Annotated in this window: 19 protein-coding genes; 6 read left to right on the forward strand and 13 right to left on the reverse strand. The window is 61.8% G+C overall.

Annotation, left to right across the window (positions count from 1 at the left end; translation table 11 throughout):
* Positions 1 to 309: 309 nt before the first annotated feature.
* From msrA to KBY85_RS01430, 8 genes are read right to left on the reverse strand one after another with little or no spacing between them, the layout of a single operon-like run.
* Positions 310 to 984: a peptide-methionine (S)-S-oxide reductase MsrA gene (gene msrA, locus KBY85_RS01395; protein WP_396111842.1), complete on the reverse strand. Its 675-nt coding sequence runs from the start codon at positions 982 to 984 to the stop codon at positions 310 to 312.
* Positions 981 to 2,174 (reverse strand): lipid-A-disaccharide synthase, encoded by a 1,194-nt coding sequence (gene lpxB, locus KBY85_RS01400; RefSeq protein WP_254959795.1) that lies wholly within the window; start codon positions 2,172 to 2,174, stop codon positions 981 to 983. The genes msrA and lpxB overlap by 4 nt, the downstream gene beginning before the upstream one ends.
* Complete coding sequence (lpxA, locus tag KBY85_RS01405; RefSeq protein ID WP_254959796.1) at positions 2,174 to 2,980, reverse strand: acyl-ACP--UDP-N-acetylglucosamine O-acyltransferase; 807 nt, start codon at positions 2,978 to 2,980, stop codon at positions 2,174 to 2,176. The genes lpxB and lpxA overlap by 1 nt, the downstream gene beginning before the upstream one ends.
* Positions 2,980 to 3,483 carry a 3-hydroxyacyl-ACP dehydratase FabZ gene (gene fabZ, locus KBY85_RS01410; RefSeq protein WP_396121795.1) on the reverse strand — a complete coding sequence of 168 codons (504 nt, stop codon included), beginning with the start codon at positions 3,481 to 3,483 and terminating at the stop codon, positions 2,980 to 2,982. The genes lpxA and fabZ overlap by 1 nt, the downstream gene beginning before the upstream one ends.
* Positions 3,483 to 4,355, reverse strand: coding sequence for a UDP-3-O-acyl-N-acetylglucosamine deacetylase (lpxC, locus tag KBY85_RS01415; RefSeq protein ID WP_254959797.1), 873 nt, complete (start codon positions 4,353 to 4,355; stop codon positions 3,483 to 3,485). Before lpxC ends, fabZ begins: the two co-directional genes overlap by 1 nt.
* Complete coding sequence (locus tag KBY85_RS01420) at positions 4,355 to 6,538, reverse strand: BamA/TamA family outer membrane protein (RefSeq protein WP_254959799.1); 2,184 nt, start codon at positions 6,536 to 6,538, stop codon at positions 4,355 to 4,357. The genes lpxC and KBY85_RS01420 overlap by 1 nt, the downstream gene beginning before the upstream one ends.
* Positions 6,539 to 6,582: 44 nt before the next feature.
* Entirely contained in the window at positions 6,583 to 7,338 is a 756-nt protein-coding gene (gene purC, locus KBY85_RS01425; protein ID WP_254959800.1) for a phosphoribosylaminoimidazolesuccinocarboxamide synthase, read from the reverse strand.
* Positions 7,335 to 8,327, reverse strand: coding sequence for a hypothetical protein (locus KBY85_RS01430; RefSeq protein ID WP_254959801.1), 993 nt, complete (start codon positions 8,325 to 8,327; stop codon positions 7,335 to 7,337). The genes purC and KBY85_RS01430 overlap by 4 nt, the downstream gene beginning before the upstream one ends.
* An 84-nt stretch (positions 8,328 to 8,411) precedes the next feature.
* Between KBY85_RS01430 and purD the strand changes: the two genes are divergently transcribed.
* Positions 8,412 to 9,740 carry a phosphoribosylamine--glycine ligase gene (purD, locus tag KBY85_RS01435; RefSeq protein WP_254959802.1) on the forward strand — a complete coding sequence of 443 codons (1,329 nt, stop codon included), beginning with the start codon at positions 8,412 to 8,414 and terminating at the stop codon, positions 9,738 to 9,740.
* Positions 9,737 to 11,713 carry a two-component system sensor histidine kinase NblS gene (gene nblS / locus KBY85_RS01440; protein ID WP_254941013.1) on the forward strand — a complete coding sequence of 659 codons (1,977 nt, stop codon included), beginning with the start codon at positions 9,737 to 9,739 and terminating at the stop codon, positions 11,711 to 11,713. Before purD ends, nblS begins: the two co-directional genes overlap by 4 nt.
* On the opposite strand, the gene kaiC is transcribed toward nblS, so the two are convergent.
* The 3 genes from kaiC to KBY85_RS01455 are packed head-to-tail and all read right to left on the reverse strand — an operon-like array spanning position 11,710 to position 14,552.
* A complete protein-coding gene (gene kaiC, locus KBY85_RS01445) occupies positions 11,710 to 13,251 on the reverse strand; it encodes a circadian clock protein KaiC (protein ID WP_254941012.1) in 1,542 nt (513 codons plus the stop codon). The two genes, nblS and kaiC, sit on opposite strands and share 4 nt — an antisense overlap.
* 28 nt (positions 13,252 to 13,279) lie before the next feature.
* Complete coding sequence (gene kaiB / locus KBY85_RS01450) at positions 13,280 to 13,672, reverse strand: circadian clock protein KaiB (RefSeq protein ID WP_241518179.1); 393 nt, start codon at positions 13,670 to 13,672, stop codon at positions 13,280 to 13,282.
* 19 nt (positions 13,673 to 13,691) lie between these two features.
* On the reverse strand, positions 13,692 to 14,552 hold the full coding sequence (locus KBY85_RS01455) for a circadian clock protein KaiA (protein ID WP_254959803.1): 861 nt from the start codon (positions 14,550 to 14,552) through the stop codon (positions 13,692 to 13,694).
* 195 nt (positions 14,553 to 14,747) lie between these two features.
* Between KBY85_RS01455 and rplU the strand changes: the two genes are divergently transcribed.
* On the forward strand, positions 14,748 to 15,152 hold the full coding sequence (gene rplU / locus KBY85_RS01460) for a 50S ribosomal protein L21 (protein WP_254959804.1): 405 nt from the start codon (positions 14,748 to 14,750) through the stop codon (positions 15,150 to 15,152).
* Between the two features lie 56 nt (positions 15,153 to 15,208).
* Positions 15,209 to 15,472: a 50S ribosomal protein L27 gene (gene rpmA / locus KBY85_RS01465; protein ID WP_106502291.1), complete on the forward strand. Its 264-nt coding sequence runs from the start codon at positions 15,209 to 15,211 to the stop codon at positions 15,470 to 15,472.
* 80 nt (positions 15,473 to 15,552) lie between these two features.
* On the opposite strand, the gene KBY85_RS01470 is transcribed toward rpmA, so the two are convergent.
* Positions 15,553 to 16,305 (reverse strand): bifunctional 2-polyprenyl-6-hydroxyphenol methylase/3-demethylubiquinol 3-O-methyltransferase UbiG, encoded by a 753-nt coding sequence (locus tag KBY85_RS01470; protein ID WP_254959805.1) that lies wholly within the window; start codon positions 16,303 to 16,305, stop codon positions 15,553 to 15,555.
* Between the two features lie 31 nt (positions 16,306 to 16,336).
* Entirely contained in the window at positions 16,337 to 17,065 is a 729-nt protein-coding gene (locus tag KBY85_RS01475) for a queuosine precursor transporter (protein WP_254959809.1), read from the reverse strand.
* 42 nt (positions 17,066 to 17,107) lie between these two features.
* On the opposite strand from KBY85_RS01475, the gene truB reads away from it, so the two are divergent.
* Together truB and KBY85_RS01485 are read left to right on the forward strand one after the other, a co-directional pair.
* Complete coding sequence (gene truB, locus KBY85_RS01480; protein WP_254959810.1) at positions 17,108 to 17,995, forward strand: tRNA pseudouridine(55) synthase TruB; 888 nt, start codon at positions 17,108 to 17,110, stop codon at positions 17,993 to 17,995.
* A 28-nt stretch (positions 17,996 to 18,023) separates the two neighbouring features.
* The gene (locus KBY85_RS01485) at positions 18,024 to 18,809 is read left to right on the forward strand and encodes a YebC/PmpR family DNA-binding transcriptional regulator (protein WP_254959811.1); all 786 of its coding nucleotides are present in this window, start codon (positions 18,024 to 18,026) and stop codon (positions 18,807 to 18,809) included.
* The last annotated feature ends 31 nt before the right edge of the window (positions 18,810 to 18,840 follow it).

Raw genomic sequence — 18,840 nt, forward strand, 5'->3', positions numbered from 1 at the left:
GCATGAATCTGCCAGCGGGAACGCTCACCGCAAAGCGGCAAGAGGCGATCAAGGTCGTCAGCAGCCTGCTTCGGACTTAGGTAGGGCCCAACATGACGGGTATTCAAACCGTCTCGGATGGTCAGCAGATACATACAGGACTGCTCACGTAATTGACAGAATGTTAGTCAGTCCTAACTTGCCCTTAAAGGGCGGAAAGCCGCTCCATAACAGCAATTAGTCGACCACTAGGACCCCTGCTTCTTTAGATTTTCCTAGGAATTGCCGCAATTCCCAGCTGCTTACGCTCCCACGGGAGTTACCGCCTAGTCAGGACTTGCTGCCAGAAGCCCAAGCCGCCCCACTGCGAGCGCGCTTGCCCCACACCGAATCAAGCCGCCGATCCCGGCCGCAAGCCCAGCGGTAGTAGTTGTATTTGACGCTGTTGAGCTCCGCGTAGTTCTGGTGATAGGCCTCCGCAGGCCAGAAGCGATTCAGCGGCTTGATCTGCACCTTCAGGGCTGCGACCGGACGGCCCAGCTCGGCGGCGGCCGAGCGCAGGCTTGCCTGGGCCTGATTTTGTTGATCGGAGCCACTGGTGAAAATCACCGGGCGATAGGAGCTGCCGCGATCGCAAAACTGGCCGCCACCATCTAAGGGATCAATGTTGCGCCAGTAGGAGCGCAGCAGGGCGCCGTAGCTGATCCGAGCGGGATCGAACCGCACCCGCACCACCTCCTGGTGGCCGCTTCCCCCAGCCGATACCTGGCCGTAAGTGGGGTTAGCTCCGGCGCCACCGCTGTAACCACTCTGAGCGTCCAAAACCCCTGGGAGCTTTTCAAGGTCGTGTTCCAAACACCAGAAGCAGCCGCCCGCAAGCACCGCTTCCTGAGGCGCATTTGCAGCCATAACAGGTGATGGGGCCAGGGCTAGGCAAATCAGGAACAGCAGGCTCAGCAGCCAGGCCAGGGGGCGGGCCCCAAGAGAGGGGGGGCGGGTATTCATCGAGCTTCCAGTACCTGGTCAAAGATGGCGGATGCTGCCCGCTGGGTGACGCCCGGCTCCCCAAGTTCCAATCGCAGCCGCCGATATCCATCCAGCATGGTTTGGCGTGCCCCACAGCTGACATCAAGCTCAAGCAGGGGTAAGGCCTCTCGCACGATTGCCGCAGCAGTGAGGTCCTCCTGCAGCAGCTCCGGCACCAGCCGCTCTCCTAGCACCAGATTTACTGGGGAAATGTGGGGCACGCTGAACCGCAGGATGTGCCGGGCCACAAAGGCTGTCGCCCTACTGACCCGATACACCACCACCTGGGGCACACCCCGCAGGGCCAGCTCCAGATTCACCGTGCCCGATTTGGCCAGGGCCAAATCGGCAGCAGCGCAGAGGCAGGCCTTGAGCTGGTCTGAATCAGTGGCAGCAATGATCTCCGCCCGCACCCCTGCCTGGCCAAGTTGCCGCGCCAGATGGGCCTCGAAACCTGGCAATCCCGCCGGCACCACCACCTGCAACTCGGGCAGCTGGCGCTGCAGCTCGGCAGCCGCCGCCACGATGTAGGGCAGCATGTAGCGGATCTCTTGGCGCCGCGATGCCGGCATCAGCAGCAGCACTGGCGCATCACCGCGCAGCCCAAGCTGACGGCGGGCCTCCTGCTGGCTTGGCACTTCACCGATGGTGTCCAGCAGAGGATGGCCCACATAGGTGACATTGGCGCCACGACAGCGATAGAAGCGGGCCTCCTCCTGAAAAATCGCCAGGATCTGATTTGTGAAGCTGATCAGATTGGAGCGGCCGCCGTTGCCGAATTTGAATGCCCACTCTTGCGGGGCTATGTAGTAAGTGACGGGCACCTTGGGAAATCTGCGTTTGAGCCGCAGCCCCAAGCTCACATTGGGGCCCATGTAGTCGATCAGCACCACGCCATCGGGAGGGTCGCGGCGAAACCAATGCTTCAAGCGCCGCTGCAACCTCAGGGTCGGCAACACAAAGGGAATCGCCTCCAGCAAGCCGATGGCACCCATCCGGGTGGTGTTAGCAAGCAGTGCCGCACCGGCGCGCTCCATGCGCTCGCCTCCAAGGGCCACGATCTCGAGATCGAGCTGGCGTCGCCGGGCCTCCTCGTGCAAAGCCTTTACCAACAGCGATCCCTGCAAATCCCCAGACACCTCACCGGTGCTCACCAGCAACCGCAGCATCAGCGCGTCCCCGGGATAGGCCCGCGGCGGGAGGGGCCAATGGAGGCCTCTAGGAAACTGCACAGCTGGTCTGCAGCACCTCCTAGGGGCTGGGAGCGCAACTGGCTTAGTGCTTCAGCCAGGGTGATGCCACTGCGGTAGAGCAGGGTCCAGGCCTGTTTGAGTTGCTCGAATTGTTGGCCGCCGTCCTGATCGAACAGACCGCTGCGCCGCAGACCGATCTTGTTGAGGGCCCTGACACGGGAGGGATGGCCCTCCACCATGGTGAACGGCGGTACATCTCGCTCGATACGGCTCATACCCCCCACCATGGCCAGGGTTCCTATATGAACGAACTGATGAATACCAAGTACACCGCCAATCACAGCCCGATCGCCTATAACAACATGGCCGGCCACGGCCACCCCATTGGCGATCACGATCCGGTCGCCTAATTCGCAGTTGTGGCCCAGGTGGCAATAGGCCATCAGCAAATTGCCGCTACCAAGCCGTGTTTGCTGGTTGCCAGTGGTGGCCCGATTGATAGTGACGCACTCCCTGATGGTGTTCTCGTCGCCAAGCACCACCTCGGTGGGATCCCCCGTGTATTTCAGATCCTGGGGTTCGAGGCCGATGCAGGCCCCGGGAAATATGCGGTTATTGCGGCCCATGCGCACCCGACCATCGAGAACCACATGGGGGCCGATGCGGCAGCCGGCACCAAGCTCCACCTGGGGGCCGATCACGGCGTAGGGCCCAACTTCAACTCCGTCAGCCAGCTGAGCTTTGGGATCGACAACAGCCGTGGGATGGATGGTCGTTGCCATCAGTCCACCAGCGAGAACATCAGTTCCCCGGAGCAAACCAGCAGACCATCCACTCTGGCTTCTGCCTTGACCTTGCCGAAACGGCGGCGCTTGAGGCTCAGCAACTCACAGGTGATTACCAGCTGGTCGCCAGGGACCACCGGACGACGAAACCGCACCCCATCGATGCCAGCAAACACAAATAAGCCCTTGGGCAGATCGGGCATCTGGGTAACGATCAACCCGCCCACCTGGGCCATGGCCTCAACGATCAACACTCCCGGCATCAGGGGGCGACCGGGAAAATGGCCCTGAAACTGAGGTTCATTGAGGGTGACGTTCTTGATCGCCACAGCGCGTTTACCCGGCTCATGCTCAATCACCCGATCCACCAGGGCGAAGGGATAGCGGTGGGGCAGCAGTCCCTGAATCTGCTCGCTGGTGAGGATCACCGCAGCTGTGGGATCCAAAGACGCCGGCGCGGCGGGATCAGAAAGCGGTGGGCTGGCGTCAGACAAGGGCATCAACTGGCGAAAGAACTGGAGGTAGAAGATTTGGCCAGGCCGGCCAAGGCCGCAGCCAAAGAGGTGTGGAGCCCGTGGGAGCCGCGGTAGGCGAAAACCTGGGCTCGAGGCAATCCGATCAGCGCCAAGTCTCCCAACAAGTCCAGGATTTTATGGCGCACCGGTTCCTCCACAAACCGCAGCGGCGGATTTAACCAGCTGTCGCCGTCACAAACAAGGGCGTTTTCAAGGCAGCCGCCCCGGATCAGGCCAGCTGCCAGCAGCTGGTCCACCTGAGAGCGCAATCCAAAGGTGCGTGCCGGGGCGATCTGCTCAACAAAAGTGCTCGGTGACAAATCAAGTGAAAACAGCTGGCGGCCAATGGCCGCATCGGCGAATTCAATTGCCGCACCTACCCGCAAGCCGGAGTGGGGCAGGGCAGTGGCAAAACTGACGCCACTACTAACAGTGAGCGGCAACTCAAGCTCTAGAGGCGCCGATGCATAGGGCAGAGCTTCCAGCCCCGCCTCATCTAGCGCCTCTACCCAGGGCAGGGCCGATCCATCCAGCAAGGGGATCTCCTCGCCGCTCACGAGGATTTCAGCTTGGGTAACACCGGTGCCAGCCAGGGCAGCCAGCAGATGCTCAACCGTAGCTAAACGGCGTTGGTCTAGCCGCAAAGCCGTACAAAGCTGAGTTTCACTTACGTAATCCGGCGCCAAACGAATCAAGGGGAGCTCCGGTGCATCCAGCCATCCCACCCAGTAGCCCGGGCGCCGTGATGGCTGTAAGCGCACTTGGGCCTGCTGGCCGCTGTGCAAGCCCACACCCTCCCGTTGCACCGACTGGCTCAGAGTCCAGGCACCGGAATAGTCACTTGGCCATTGCGCCACTAGAACTTCCAGCCCACACCCAAGTTGAAGCGCCAATCACTGGAGAAATCCTGGGTGGCAACCTCAAGGCGCAGGGGCCCCACTGGCGTTGTCACGATTAAACCAACTCCAGGCGAATATCCCTCACCTTTCTTACCAAGCAGGCCACCAGGGTTACCAGGGATGTCTGCCTGGCTCCCGAAAGTGGTGCCAGCATCAAAAAAGATTTCACCACTAATGATGCTGAAAATGGGGAAGCGATATTCAATCGTGGCTTCAGCAAAACTTTTGCCAACTCCCAAATCGCAATCGTAATAACCGCGTACGGAATTGCCACCACCCAGGCAGAAAGCCTCATAGGGCGGAATATCACTGCCCACCAACGATCCAGCCGAAACCTGGAAAGCCAGTGCCTGCTTGCAGTCTTTGGTCTCACCGGGCTTAGGCCGGCAGCCCTTGAAGATCTTCAACCATTCCACAGGTATGTAGTGGGTGAAACTGCCGCGAACGCGGTTGAAGGTGGGTGAATTCTCGCCTACCGAAATAAATTGCTCCGTGCCGATACTCAAAAAGTTACCCTTAGTGGGATTACGTGGGTCATTAAGAGTGCTGTAAGTAGCCCCGACCCGAAAACTCACCAACTGGTTTTCAGAAGCACAATTAAAGGCTAGGCAAATGACCTGATTACTTGGAACAATATCGGGAGATGTCGTTGCACCAACTACCCCATAGGAATATTTACTACCGGAAAAATCCATCGGCGTAACTTCTTGCCCGCCAAACGAGAGAATCAGGTTCCAGGGAGCTTTCTTGTAAGGGTTGCCACCATTTAGGGGTCGCACAAACTGAATATTAGCGCCGATACGCTGAATCGCAACAGTATCAAAATTCGTGGTTACAGCTTCGGTGCCATTATTAATGACGGTTCGACTTGTGACTACGTCAAAGTCGGATCCATCAAAATTCTGCAACTCATAAGTGAAGGAATTGTTCTCGTTCTGGAATAACTGAGGCACTTCCCGACTGAAGAAGAGGCGAGCCCGGAAGGAAGTTCGGTATTTGTTGTCCTTGATCCAAGGATCTGTAAAGGTGATATCGCCAAGGCCGCCGTACTGGCCGTAGGAAATGTTGGTACCGAGGTCCCAAGCGCGGCCAAACAGGTTGCTGTCCTGCAACTGGATCTGACCAAACACGCCCTGGCTCTGGCTGTAACCCAGGCCGCCTGACAAAGAACCGCTGGACTGCTCAACAATGCCAAGCACAATCACCACCTTGCCAGGCTCGGCCGGCACCGGCTTGAGAGTCACTTTCACATCACTGAAAAGGCCCGTGCCATAGATGCGCTTGATGTCCTCCTCCAGCTCGCGCCGGTTGAACACCTGTCCAGGGCGGAGGGACACCTCGCGGGTCACGACCCAGGGCTTGGTCTTGCCCCGAATTGGCTCGCCTTTGTCGTTGGTAGCGGAGCCTTCCTTGTTGAGGAACTGCACCTCAACCCCCTCAACGGTGCCCTGGCGCACCAGCAGCTCCACGACCCCCTCCGGACTCACCCGACTAGGACCGGTGATCCGCGCCAGGGAGTAGCCCTGATCTGCGTACCAGCGCTGCAACTCCTGCATGCGGGTCTGCAGGGTGTTGAGGTTGAGGGTTTTGCCATAGTCAGCGGCGAAGGTGTCCTTAACCACCTGCTCCGGCAACTTCAGGTCGGCTGGATCGAGCTTGACCTGCTGCAGCACCGGGTTGGCCACCACCACCACCACCAACCGCACGCCCAGCGGACCATCTACGGGCTGGATCCGCACATCGGAAAACCAGCCGCTGGCGTAGATCGCTGAAAGGTCTGTCTGGAGCTCGTTGCGGGTCACCCGCGAGCCTGGGGTGGCCGCCATCGCGGCATAGGCAGCCAGCTCCAGCCGTTCCCGTTCGGGGTGGTCTTGGAGGCCTTCGATCGCCACCTCGGCGATCAAAACCTTGGGTTCAGCTTTGGCAGCAGGCTCGGCTACCGGAGCGGCCTGAGTTGGGAATGGTGTTTGGGGGATCGGCTGGGCGGGCGCAGGCTCCTGGCTGGCAGGCGCCTGGGTGGCAGGCTCCGCTAAAGGATTGTCCACCTGCTGTGAGGCAGGTTGGGCCAGGGCCGGGGTCGCCGAGAGGAGGGCGGCGCCCATCAGGGGCCAAACAGCCTTCAAACTCAGCAAACCAGCCATGGGGAAGGGATAGCGGAGCGGACAGGCCGCAAATTGGGCTGACCTTACCGGTAGACCCTGGGTGGAGGACAGGCCCCTTGGACCCGTTTGAGGACCTCCCCGTATGCCTCGACAACGCCGCCTAAATCCTGTCGGAATCGATCCTTGTCCAAAATCCGGTCCTGAGAATCCAGTACCGCCCGATCCCAAAGACGGCATGTATCAGGGCTGATCTCGTCAGCAACCACCAATTCACCACTGGCCGTATGCCCCAATTCGATCTTGAAATCGACCAGCTGCAAGCCGACTGAATCAAACAGGGCCAGCAATTCCCGGTTCACCTGACGGGCCAGCTCTTCCAACTGGCGGCGCTGATCGGGGGTAACCAAGCCCAAATGCTCAAGGCGGGCCTCGGTGAGCAGGGGATCTCCGAAGCCATCATCTTTGTAATAGAGATCTAGCAAGGGTGGCTCCAGCGGCGTGCCTGGCGCGATGGGCATCTGCTTGCAAAGCGACCCCGCAGCCACGTTGCGGATCACCACTTCAATCGGGATCACCCGCACTGGACGGGCCAGCATCCAGCGGCTGCCTTCCACTCCGAGGTAGTGGGTGGGGATGCCCCGTGCGGCGAGATGCTCAAAAAGCAAAGCCGAAATTCGGCAGTTCAACTGTCCCTTCCCTGCCAGTTGGGCCTTTTTGAGGGCATTGAACGCGGTGGCATCGTCTTTGTATTCGACCGCTACCAAGTCGGGCTGATCTGTGGCAAATACCCGTTTGGCCTTGCCTTCGTAAAGCAGGGCACCAAGGTTGTAGGCCGTCATGGCTGGGGATCGGGGGACTGCGATGCGGCGGCATGGCCACCAGGGGCGCGGGGGGAGCGAAGTTGACGCTCCAGATCACCCTGCCGGGACAGGGCAGCTGGATCCCGCCGCTGCAACATCCACTCACCGTAGGCATCGTCGATACGGGAACTAAGGCGCAGGCGCCGCTCCGTTGCCCGGGCGACCTGCTCCGGAGTACTACCGGCCAGGGCCAGCTGCTGATCGAGGATCTCAGCTACCAGCCCCCAGCTGCCTGAGGACGCCGCCTGCTCGAGGGCAAGCTCCAGGAGCCGGTCCTGCTCAAGAGCTGGGAGTGCTCCGGAAAGCGCCACCGCCTTAGCCAGCCGGGCCGCCGTGGCCGCACCGGGCTGGGCGCTGCTGACCAACACCTCAGCGGCCCGTTGCCATTGACCCAGGCTTTCCAGATGGCCCGCCAACAGATCCAGGGCTGGGCGATTGATCGGGGTGCCGTCCTGACGCTGACCCACCGGCAACTCCAGCAACGCCAGCTGCCCAAGGTTTCCAGCCGCAAGCCGCACGAGGGCATCGGCCGCCAGCTGGTGGTGCAGTCCCGCCTGGGCAGCGCGCCACTGCAGCACCAGCCACTGGGTCCGCTCAGCGCCCGGTGCCGGCCCCACCCGCGCCAGCACCTGCAGGGCCCCGTCAGGCGCCTGGCAGCTCAACAGGCTGTGGGCATTAGCCAGCACCACCACAAGAGGCTGGGGCGCTGGGTGGATCGTGAGCAGCCGCTGTTGCAGCTGGCGCAACAGCGGCCCATCGCTGCGCCGCGCGGCATTGACGCAGGCGGCGTCGAGGGCATTGAGATCTCCATCGCGCAGCAGGGCAATCAGGGCTGGATCCGCGCTGTCGGCCCTGTTCTTGGCTTGCGCTTCTGCGGCAGGCGCGGCGGCCATAAGGCCCACCAGCGCAGCCCCAAAAATCAGGAACAGCCGGGCCCGGGGCGAGAATGGCGCTGGTATTGCCGGCATGTCTAGAAACAGGGCCTGGCAGCCCCCCGCACCACGTTTCAACTTAGAAGAGCTTTCGCTCACTCCCCACCTCGCTTCCGGCCCATGCCCCCTGCCTCCTGTCCAACACCCGCGCGGATCCTGGTGATCGGCGCGGGTGGCCGCGAGAACGCGCTGGGCTGGGCCCTGGCCCGCTCGCCAGGGGTTGAGGCGGTCTGGATTACCCCTGGCAATGGGGGCAGCTGCGACCTACCGGGCTGCCAGCAACTGGCCATCGCCGAATCCGACCACAACGGGCTAGAGGCAGCCTGCCGCGACCTGGCAATTGAACTGGTGGTGGTGGGTCCAGAAGCCCCCCTGGCTGCAGGCCTGGCCGACAGCTTGCGCGCTGCGGGATTCCCCTGCTTCGGCCCGGGGGCAGATGGGGCGCAGCTGGAGGCAAGTAAGCAGTGGGCTAAGGCGCTGATGCAGGAGGCCGGCATTCCCACCGCCGGCTACTGGGCTGCAAACAGCCGCGAACAAGCTCTGCAAATTTTGACGGCCCAGGGGCGCCCCCTGGTGGTGAAGGCCGATGGCCTGGCCGCCGGCAAAGGCGTCACGGTGGCCGAAAGCGTTGAGGAAGCACGCGCCGCCATCGAGGAAATTTTTGCCGGCCGCTTCAGCGCAGGGCCCAAGGATGCTGGCGCCGAATTGACAAGCGTCTCCCTGGTGCTGGAGGAGCGCACCGTTGGTCCCGAAGTGTCCGTATTCGCCCTCTGCGATGGCCAGCGCATGGTGCTGCTGCCCACTGCCCAGGATCACAAGCGCATCGGCGAGGGCGACACAGGCGCCAACACCGGCGGCATGGGCGCCTACGCCCCGGCTCCCCTATTGGATGCGGCCGGCCTAGAAGAGGTGCGCCAGCGGGTGCTTGAGCCCACCGTGGCTGCCCTGAGAGCTCGAGGCATCGACTACCGCGGCGTGATCTACGCCGGCTTGATGCTCACCGCAGCCGGACCGAGCGTGATCGAATTCAATTGCCGCTTCGGCGATCCGGAGTGCGAAACCCTGATGCCCTTGCTGGGGCCGGAGCTAGCCCAAATTCTGTTGGCCTGCGCCAACGGCAACCTCGACCAAGCTCCAGCCCTCACCATCCATCCCGGCTGCAGTGCCTGCGTTATCGCCGCTGCGGAGGGCTACCCAGGTGAGCTGCGCCGCGGCGACCCCATCGCAAGCGCCCTGCAGCCCACCGACCAGTTGCAGCTGTTCCATGCCGGCACCCGCCGTGATGACCACGGCCGCTGCCTAACCAGCGGCGGCCGGGTGCTGGCGGTGGTGGCCCAGGCCGACGATTTTGACACCGCCTTCGAGCGGGCCTACGCCGGGCTAGCCCAAGTGCACTTTGAGGGCATGGCCTTCCGCCGCGACATCGGCCATCAGGTGCGCAGCCGATGAGCTGGCGCCAGGCCATGGGCCGCTGGTGGGCGGAATTCAGCCTGCAGACCAAGCTGCTGGCTGTGGCCACCCTGGTGGTGAGCCTGCTGATGACGGGCATCACCTTTTTGGCCCTCAATGGCATCCAGAGAGATGCCCAGCTGAGCGATACCCGCTACGCCCGAGACCTAGGCCTGCTGCTCTCGGCCAACATCACGCCCCTGGTGGCTGAGGGCAACGACCGGGAGCTGGCGGCAGTAGCAGATCGTTTCTGGCGCTCCAGCCGCAGTCTTCGCTACATCTTTTTCGCCGATCCAGAAGGGGTGATCTACCTAGGCATTCCGATCGGTGCCAGCTCTGGCAGCAGCGAGCTGCTGCTCAGCCGCCGACTCGAATTGCCCGCAGACCTACAGAAACGGCCTGACACGCCCCTGATCCGCCAGCACCTAAGCCCAGGCGGCCAGGTGACCGATGTGTTTGTGCCGATGGTGAGTGACGGCCGCTATCTCGGCGTGCTGGCCCTGGGTATCAATCCAAACGAAACCCTGCTCACCAGTGCCGCCCTCACCCGGGAGGTGACAGTGGCTGTGTTCATCTCAATCTGGGTGCTGGTGATTTTGGGGGCAGTTTTCAATGCCCTTACCATCACGCGCCCTGTGAAAGAGCTGCTGCAGGGGGTGCGCTCGATCGCTGGCGGCAACTTCGAGACCCGGCTGGCCCTGCCGGTGGGCGGGGAATTAGGGGAGCTGCTCGACGGCTTCAACACCATGGCCTCCCAGCTGGAGGACTACAAGGCAGCAAACATCGAGGAGCTCACCGCCGCCCAGGTGAAGCAGCAGTCCCTGATCGCCAAGATGGCCGATGGGGCGGTGCTGCTGGATGCCGAGGGCGCAATTGTGCTGGCCAACCCCACCTCCCGTCGGCTGTTCCGCTGGGAGGGCCGCAACCTCGAGGGCAACGACCTGATTGCCGAGCTGCCGGAAAGGCTGGCGATGGAGGTGCAGCCAGCCCTCGACAGCGTGACCTGCCGCGACCGAGACAGCGCCGATGTGCGTTGCAGTTTTGGCGAACCGATCCGCACCCTGCGCATCGTTTTGCAGTCGGTGAGTGATGCCAGCGGCGAAAGCCTCAAGGGCATCGCCATGACCATCCAAGACCTAACCCGCGAGGTGGAGCTCAATGCCGCCCAGAGCCGCTTCATCAGCAATGTCTCCCACGAGCTGCGCACGCCGCTGTGCAACATCAAGAGCTACGTGGAAACCCTCCACGACCTAGGCGACCAGCTCAGCGAAGAGGAAAAGCGCGAATTTCTGGGGATCGCCAACGCCGAAGCCGACCGGCTCACCAGACTTGTCAACGACGTACTCGACCTATCCCGGCTGGAGTCGGAGCGGGAGTGGAACCTAGAACCGCTGGAGCTGGCCCCAGCCATCGAGCAGATCCTGCGCACCTACCGCCTCAATGCCGATGAAAAGGGCGTCTCCCTGGCCTTTGAAGCTGATCCCCAGCTGCCGCGCATCCTGGGCAACTGGGACCTGCTGCTGCAGGTGTTCGACAATCTGGTGGGCAATGCCCTCAAATTCACCCCCAAGGGTGGGCGGCTGCAATTACGGGCCTACCCCTGGCCCGATCTCTGCGTGCTAACTCCGGGCAACGAACCCAGCAGGGACAGCCCCAGCTGCGATCTCACCTCACCCCTACCCCGGATTCGAATCGAAATCGCCGACAGCGGCTGCGGCATCTCGGATGCAGACCAGGAGTGCATTTTTGATCGCTTTTATCGAGTTGAAAACGCGGTGCACACCGAAGCTGGCACGGGCCTAGGCCTATCGATTGTGCGTGGCAACCTCGAAAAACACGGCACCCAGGTGCGCATGGCCAGCGCCCTAGGGGTGGGCAGCACCTTCTGGTTTGACCTACCCCTAGAGAATTCCGACACGGACGAACTGCGGTTACTGGCCGAGCGCCGCCGCTACGACCAGGCCGAGATTTAAATCTCGTCGGCGGCGACGCTGCGGGCGATACGGGAGAGCTCGCTGCGCTCGTCGGTGGTGATCCGGTGGGGCACCCCGGAGATGATGCGCTCGAAGTTGGAAAAGGAATCCTTGATCTCAGGGCCATTGCTTGTGATCACGAATTCACGGATGCCCTTGTCGTGCCAGGAACCGCGCATTTTGAACACATTCAAGGCACGGGCCATCTCACCGCGGATCTCCACGTATTGGAGCAGCAGGATCGTGTCGGTGATTGTGGAGATATGGGAGTCGGTGATCGAATGGCTACCCATGAACTCCTCGGAGGTGTTCGTAAAGAAGCCGGCAATCTCCTCCTGCTTGGCATAACCAGTAACGCCAATCACAAACTGCCGAAAGGCGTTGTGGCTCACGCCCCTGGCTAGGGCACTTAGGGAATCGATCGCCATCCGCGATGGCTTGAACTGGCCTATTTCGGTTTTGATGATTTGGAGGTGATCTTCCAAACCCGTGGACTCGGGATAGGCGCAAATGATCTTGAGCAGGCCGTCCTGCTCCATCTGCTCAAAATCGATACCCCAACTGGTGGCATTGCGAAGCAGCTGGGCACGGGACTCCTCGTAAGCGAACAGAATTGCTCTCTCCTTAGAGCGACAAGCATCCTCGACAAATTTGGATACCAGCAGGGTTTTACCCGTACCCGTGGCACCGGTGGCCAAGATGATCGAATCCTTGAAGAAGCCTCCGCCGCACATCTCGTCGAGCCTGGGAACGCCGGAGCTGAGCCGCACATTTGAGGATCGCTGGGTGAGGCGCATGGCTCCCAGCGGGAAAACGCTGATGCCGTGGCTACCCATCGTGAAAGGGAACTCGCCCTTCATGTGGGTGGTGCCGCGCAGCTTGAGAATCTCCGCGGTGCGGCGCCGCCGCTCCCCCTCCAGCACGTTGCGGAGAATCACAACGTTGTCGGAAACAAATTCTTCAACCCCGTAGCGAGCAATCGGACCGTATTCATCGATCCTTTCGGTGGTCATCAGCGTGGTGACACCAATTTCCTTCAACCTGGCAATAAGGCGGAATATCTCCCGACGCACCACGGAAACCGCGTCGTATTGCTGAAATACAGCCGTAATCGAATCAATAGCCACCCGACGGGCTTTGTACTTACGAATTGCATAATTAATCCGCTCAATCAAACCGGACAGATCAAAACTCCCCGCCACATCCTGGCCTTCCGGATCCGGCGAGGCGTCAAGAATAAAGAGCTTGTCTTGCTCCACCATCTCTTGCAGATCCCAACCAAAACTTGCCGCATTACGCAGAATATCTAGGGGCGACTCTTCAAAGGTTACGAAGATTCCCGGTTCGTTGTACTGACGAATGCCGTTGTATAGGAAGTTAAGAGAAAACACCGTCTTACCGGTGCCTGAGGTGCCGCTGATCAGGGTGGAGCGGCCGATGGGCAAACCGCCATGGCACACGTCGTCGAAGCCCTCGATCCCAGTCGGGAGCTTCTGTACCTGCATCAGAGGGTTGCTAGTGGGGCTTGGTTCCTGCATCGAGGGAAGAGTTCTGAAGAAAAACTACTCAGGGCAGCGGCTCAAGAGAAGGGAGAGGATCTGTAGGAACCGAAACCGACGGATTTGCCATGCCGTCGGCGTCGCATAGTTCCTCTTCCAAAACCTCCTCACTAAGCTCTTCGTAGAGCAAATCAAGCCCGATCAGCACCCGCTCCCGATCGGAGAGATCGCCGATGATGCGGCGCACAGGCGGCGGCAAGATCTTGGCCAAGGTGGGGGTTGCGAGAATCTTGTCCTCCTCAGCCAGCTGAGGATTTTTCAAGACATCAATCACCTTCAAGGCATATACGCCCCGGAATTCCGTTTCCAGAATATTCCGCAGTGTTTTCAAGGCACGCATCGAGTTGGGCGTATTGCCCGCCACGTAGAGCTTGAGGATGTAGGTCTTGCGTGGAGTCATGGTTAAGAAACCTCCTGGTTCAAGCCGTCTTGGGCTGGCCGGACGCCTGGACCGGCAAACCAGTCAAAGGCGCATCGGGTGGAATGGAGCGGCGGTACATCTCGCAGAGATGGGCCATCACATCGAGCAGGGCCAGTCGATATTCCTGGAGGAAATCGTTCTTGTGCCCTTCCAGCTTGAGCTGCTTGGAGAAGCCATCAATGAGATTCATGTGAATCTCAACAGTTTTAGTAATGGGTAAATCACTGAAAAAAGCCGTATTGACGAAACTTTCCAAGGCCTGGTTTGCCGCCGCCGGATCCCGGAAATAACTGAGTAGCAGGTCTCGATAGGTGCGCTCTAGAGAATGGATCAGCTCTTCGCGCTCCCGCTCGCTCAGGTTACGTAGAAAGCGGGCTGGATCACGCTTGTAGAAAACCCCAACAAAGCCGACGCGGCCCTTCAACCGGTTGGCCAGCTTCCAGCGGTCGGGGGGTTCGGTGCTCTGGCCAGCAGGGGAGCTCTCGGAGCCGGCCAGGCCTTCACGTAAATAGCGGGAGACAGCCGCATCCAGGCTGTAGCTGAGCTGTTCAAGCTGATCGGGGGGCAGGTGCACCTCCGCTTCATGGAGTTCGATCTTCCCTCCCACGCCCCCGATCACCACCGCCGGCATCAGCAGTCCCAGATCCCCAAAGGCGCGGCAGTCATCTGGGCTGAGCCCCCCCTGCTCCAGCAGCACGGCGTCGAATTCCTCCCGTCGCTGCTCTAGCTCCACCAGGGGGTTGGTAGAGGGATCAACCCAGACCATGCGGCAACGCCCCCCGACCAGCCAGCGAGAGCATGCTTGCTGCAGGCGGGGATCTCGGATCAGAGAAGCGATGGTGAGGGCCGGTTCGGGCATGGACCGCGTTGGCAGCGGGGCAACCCGCGGGAAAGGCCCCTGAATGTTGACGAAAGGGAGGGCCGGGCGAGAGGATTATTGTTTGTTTTTCGATTGTGCGCCAGGCCGAATGACGCTAAGCCATTTTTAGGTCAGGGTTTATTGAAAACCTTGGCTCAAAAAGTGCTACGTCAGCCTGGCCACGCTCCTGCCGCCATGAGCCCTACCACCGAATCCGCAGCCAAGAGCAGCGCCGAACCGGCCGCTTCCCAAGACGCCCCCACCAGTGGCGCCTACGCCATTGTTGAGGCATCAGGCCAACAATTCTGGCTGCAGCCGAACCGCTACTACGACCTCGACCGCCTTGGCATCGATGTCGACGGCACCTTGACCATCGACAACGTGTTGCTGGTCAACGACGGCAAAACCACGACCCTGGGCCAGCCGTACGTAAAAGGAGCCAGTGTTGAGCTCAAGGTGATGGCCCATCGCCGCGGCCCCAAGATCATCATTTACAAAATGCGCCCTAAGAAAAAGACCAGGCGCAAAAACGGTCACCGTCAGGAGTTGACCCGCGTGATGGTCGAATCGATTTCCTTAGGTGGCAAGGCTCTGGCCTGAGCTTTTTTTACCGCCCCTCTCCAATTTCCATTTCCACTAGCTGATACCCCCGATCCATGGCCCATAAGAAAGGCACAGGCTCCACGCGCAACGGCCGCGATTCCAACTCCAAGCGCCTCGGCGTCAAGCGCTACGGCGGTGAAACCGTGTGCGCCGGCTCCATCCTGATTCGCCAGCGCGGCACCTCCGTGCTGCCCGGGGTCAATGTTGGCCGCGGCTCCGACGACACCCTGTTCGCCCTAGTTGATGGCGTAGTCAACTTCGAGAGCATCAAGCGCGGCCTGCGCAACCGTAAGCGCATCAATGTTGCCATCGCCTGAATCGGCCCCAGGCCCTTAAAGCGATTCCTTACTGCCGGCGGATCTCCGCCGGCTTTTTTATGCCCCGGGCTACCTGCCCTTCAGGCCAATCGGTAGGCCCGGGTCGTGATCAGGTAGGGGTGAAACACCTCGAGAAAGCGGCTCTGCAGAGTGCGGAAAAAAGCCTCCACCAGCTCTGGGGCATCGAAGTGAAAGGGGTACTCGCCCTGAAATCCCTTGAAGAAATACCAGTTAAGTAGGGCGATGCCGGCTGGGGCGAGGCGCTCGGCAAACAGGGCCAGCTGGGCGGCAGGATCGCTCAGATGCTCCAGCACATCCAGGCAAACGATCGTGTCGAAGCGCCCGGGCAGGGCTGGATCATCCATATCCCGATAGCAGCTCAACTTGGCGCCCAAGCCCAGCTCGGCAGCGCGAGCCTGCACAAAGGCGCGATTGTGGGGATTGAGATCCACAAACCACACCCGCTCCACCTCGGGAAGAGCCGCCGCGGCCAGGGCATGGCTGCCGATGCCGCCGCCGAAGTCGAGCACCTGACCGCGGGCAAAGCGCTGCTGCAGCCGCAGGGTGTCAGCGATGTAGTCGGCGCTGCCTAGGTGCCAGGCCGCCAACTCCAGCAGATGGCCGGTGCCAACAGTGTCTTCATAAAAGCGACCCGCCTGGTCTGGATCAAAGGCACCGGGGTGCAGGGCGGCCAGGTCGTCGGTGCTGCTGGGCAGGCGGCGCTCCAGCTCCTCGGGAGAAATGTCGAGGAAGCTGGCCAACTGGGGGCGCAGGGCGAAGCCATCAGCCAAGAACCGCTCCACCCCCAACTCCAGCTCCCCTGCCGCGCCCATGCCTTGCCATGCTCTTTAGATGAGCGTCAACCTAGGAGCCAGCCCCGATACGGGCCTCTTCCACTAGTTCAGCCCCTTCTCCCGGCACCTCTAACCAGCGCCGCAGCCAGGCCACCAGGCCATAGAAGGGCAGGGTGTCAGCCAGGGCTGCCACAAGTTTGAACAGGTAGCCACTGGCGATGAAGGAGGCCAGCTGGGGTACCACCGGCTCGCCGGGGCGCACCGGCAGCACATGGCTGGCGTAGTGACTGATCAGCACCACGGCGCTGGTATCCACCAGCTGGCTAACCAGGGTGGAGCCGTTGTTGCGCAGCCATAGGGCCTTGCCCCCACTGAGGCGCTTCCAGAAATGGAATAGGCGCACGTCGGTGAACTGGGCCGCCAGGTAAGCCACCATCGAGGCGCCAACCGCGCCGAAGGCGAGCCGGCGCACCTCAAAAAAGGTGGCATCGGGCGCGCCTGCCAGCCCCGGCAGGATGCCGCCAAGCCAAAGGATCAGCACAATCCAGCCGTTTAGCAGCAGACCCACCCACACCAGCTGGGAGGCCTTCTGCTCGCCCCACAGCTCACTGATCAGGTCGGTGCAGAGAAAGGTGATCGGATAGGGCAGTGCCCCCACCGCCACCACGATCGGCCAGGAGCCAATCGTGCCCAACTGCAGAAAGCGGGTGAGGCCAAGAATGTTGAGCATGCCCATGGTGCCCAGGAAGATCCCAGCCAGCACCAGAAACGCCAGGTCACGGCGCTGCAGCAGGGTCATTGGAGCTGAACATGGGACGCTGCAAGGGTGACGCTCCGATCCATGGCTGACCAGCCCTGCGGCTTTCTGGTGCTTGACAAGGCGGCGGGACTCACCTCCCACGCCTGTGTCGCCCGGGTGCGGCGCGCCTACAAGCTCAAGCGGGTGGGCCATGGCGGCACCCTGGATCCAGCAGTCACCGGGGTGCTGCCAATCGCCCTAGGCCCCGCCACCCGGCTACTGCCCTACCTGGAGGGCGACAAGACCTATCAAGGCGTCGTCCAACTGGGAGTGAGCACCGTCAGCGACGACCTGGAGGGAGAGGTGCTGGCCCGCTTTGCCGTGCCAGCTTTGGTGGCGTCGGATCTGGAGGCGGCCCTGGCAGCCTTTCGTGGCACGATCGACCAGGTGCCGCCCCAGGTTTCAGCCGTGCACGTGGAGGGTCAGCGGGCCTATGCCCTGGTGCGCCAGGGCGAGCAGGTCGAGCTGGCCCCCCGAGCGGTCACAATCCAGCGGCTGGAGCTGCTGGGCTGGGATGCCGCCACCGCCAGACTGGAGCTGCTGGTGCACTGCTCAGCCGGCACCTACATCCGCTCCCTAGCCCGCGACCTTGGCGAGGCGCTGGGCTGCGGTGGTGCCCTGGCGAGGCTGCGCCGCACCGAGGCTCTTGGCTTTGGCCTCAAACAGGCCGTGCCATTGGAAGCCCTCGATCAGGCGCCATTGCCCGACCTGCTGAATCCGCTGGCAGCTCTGGGGCACCTACCCCAACGGCAGCTGCTCGATGCGGAACTTGAAGGCTGGCGCTGCGGCCGCGCCCTTGACCATGGGCTGTCGCTGGAGAAAGGAGAGCCCGTGGCGGTGCTGGGGCCGGATGGCAACCTGGCCGGCATGGCTCGCACCAGTGAAGGCGGCCTCTTGCAGCCCAAGCTGGTGTTCAACGCAACCGGCTAGCCCCTCGCTCCTCTCCCCCCGCACCCCGATGGCCGGCCACAGCAAGTGGGCCCAGATAAAACGCACCAAGGCCGTGGTGGATTCCAAACGCGGCGCCGTGTTCACCCGGCTTGGCAGGGAGATCATGGTGGCGGCCCGAAGCGGGGCCGACCCCGCCGGCAACTTCCAGCTGCGCACCGCCATCGAGAAGGCCAAAGCCGCAGGTGTGCCTAACGCCAACATCGAGCGAGCCATCGCCAAAGGTTCAGGGCAAGGCGGTGGCGCTGGCGAAACCTTTGAGGCGGTGCGCTACGAGGGCTACGGCCCCGGTGGCGTGGCGGTGCTGGTGGAGGCCTTCACCGACAACCGCAACCGCACTGCCGCCGAGGTGCGCCTGGCCTTCGGCAAGCATGGCGGCAACCTGGGCGAGACCGGCTGTGTGGGCTACCTGTTTGAGCAGCGCTCGGTGGTGCAGCTCGCCGCCGGGGATGGCCAAGCCATCGATGAAGAAACTCTGCTGGAGGGGTTGCTGGCCCTGGAGGAGCAGGGCGGACCCGCCGCCCTCGGCTACAGCCCTCTTGAGGAAGGGGGGCTGGAGGTGTTCGGCAACTTCGCAGACCTGGAAGCCCTGCAGGACGGCCTGCGGCACCAAGACTGGGTAGTGGTGGGTTGGGAACACCGCTGGATTCCCCAGACCGCCTGCCCCCTAAGCGACGCCGAAACTCTGCGTGCCTGCCTGCGCATGCTTGATGCCCTCGAGGACCTGGAAGATGGGCGCAGCGTTACCAGCAACCTGGAGGCCGACGAGGGGCTGCTGGCGGCGGTGATGGGCTAAGAGCAGCGGTGCCAAGCAACTGCTCTAGGCA

The sequence above is a fragment of the Cyanobium sp. BA5m-10 genome (genome assembly GCF_024346255.1).
In the GTDB taxonomy this organism is placed as follows: Bacteria; Cyanobacteriota; Cyanobacteriia; order PCC-6307; family Cyanobiaceae; genus Cyanobium_A; species Cyanobium_A usitatum.

Coding starts and splice junctions, on each gene's coding strand:
- msrA (WP_396111842.1), bottom strand. CDS start 984: ATGAATACCCGCCCCCCCTCTCTTGGGGCCCGCCCCCTGGCCTGGCTG.
- lpxB (WP_254959795.1), bottom strand. CDS start 2,174: ATGCTGCGGTTGCTGGTGAGCACCGGTGAGGTGTCTGGGGATTTGCAG.
- lpxA (WP_254959796.1), bottom strand. CDS start 2,980: ATGGCAACGACCATCCATCCCACGGCTGTTGTCGATCCCAAAGCTCAG.
- fabZ (WP_396121795.1), bottom strand. CDS start 3,483: ATGCCCTTGTCTGACGCCAGCCCACCGCTTTCTGATCCCGCCGCGCCG.
- KBY85_RS01420 (WP_254959799.1), bottom strand. CDS start 6,538: ATGGCTGGTTTGCTGAGTTTGAAGGCTGTTTGGCCCCTGATGGGCGCC.
- purC (WP_254959800.1), bottom strand. CDS start 7,338: ATGACGGCCTACAACCTTGGTGCCCTGCTTTACGAAGGCAAGGCCAAA.
- KBY85_RS01430 (WP_254959801.1), bottom strand. CDS start 8,327: ATGCCGGCAATACCAGCGCCATTCTCGCCCCGGGCCCGGCTGTTCCTG.
- purD (WP_254959802.1), top strand. CDS start 8,412: ATGCCCCCTGCCTCCTGTCCAACACCCGCGCGGATCCTGGTGATCGGC.
- nblS (WP_254941013.1), top strand. CDS start 9,737: ATGAGCTGGCGCCAGGCCATGGGCCGCTGGTGGGCGGAATTCAGCCTG.
- kaiC (WP_254941012.1), bottom strand. CDS start 13,251: ATGCAGGAACCAAGCCCCACTAGCAACCCTCTGATGCAGGTACAGAAG.
- kaiB (WP_241518179.1), bottom strand. CDS start 13,672: ATGACTCCACGCAAGACCTACATCCTCAAGCTCTACGTGGCGGGCAAT.
- KBY85_RS01455 (WP_254959803.1), bottom strand. CDS start 14,552: ATGCCCGAACCGGCCCTCACCATCGCTTCTCTGATCCGAGATCCCCGC.
- rplU (WP_254959804.1), top strand. CDS start 14,748: ATGAGCCCTACCACCGAATCCGCAGCCAAGAGCAGCGCCGAACCGGCC.
- rpmA (WP_106502291.1), top strand. CDS start 15,209: ATGGCCCATAAGAAAGGCACAGGCTCCACGCGCAACGGCCGCGATTCC.
- KBY85_RS01470 (WP_254959805.1), bottom strand. CDS start 16,305: ATGGGCGCGGCAGGGGAGCTGGAGTTGGGGGTGGAGCGGTTCTTGGCT.
- KBY85_RS01475 (WP_254959809.1), bottom strand. CDS start 17,065: ATGACCCTGCTGCAGCGCCGTGACCTGGCGTTTCTGGTGCTGGCTGGG.
- truB (WP_254959810.1), top strand. CDS start 17,108: ATGGCTGACCAGCCCTGCGGCTTTCTGGTGCTTGACAAGGCGGCGGGA.
- KBY85_RS01485 (WP_254959811.1), top strand. CDS start 18,024: ATGGCCGGCCACAGCAAGTGGGCCCAGATAAAACGCACCAAGGCCGTG.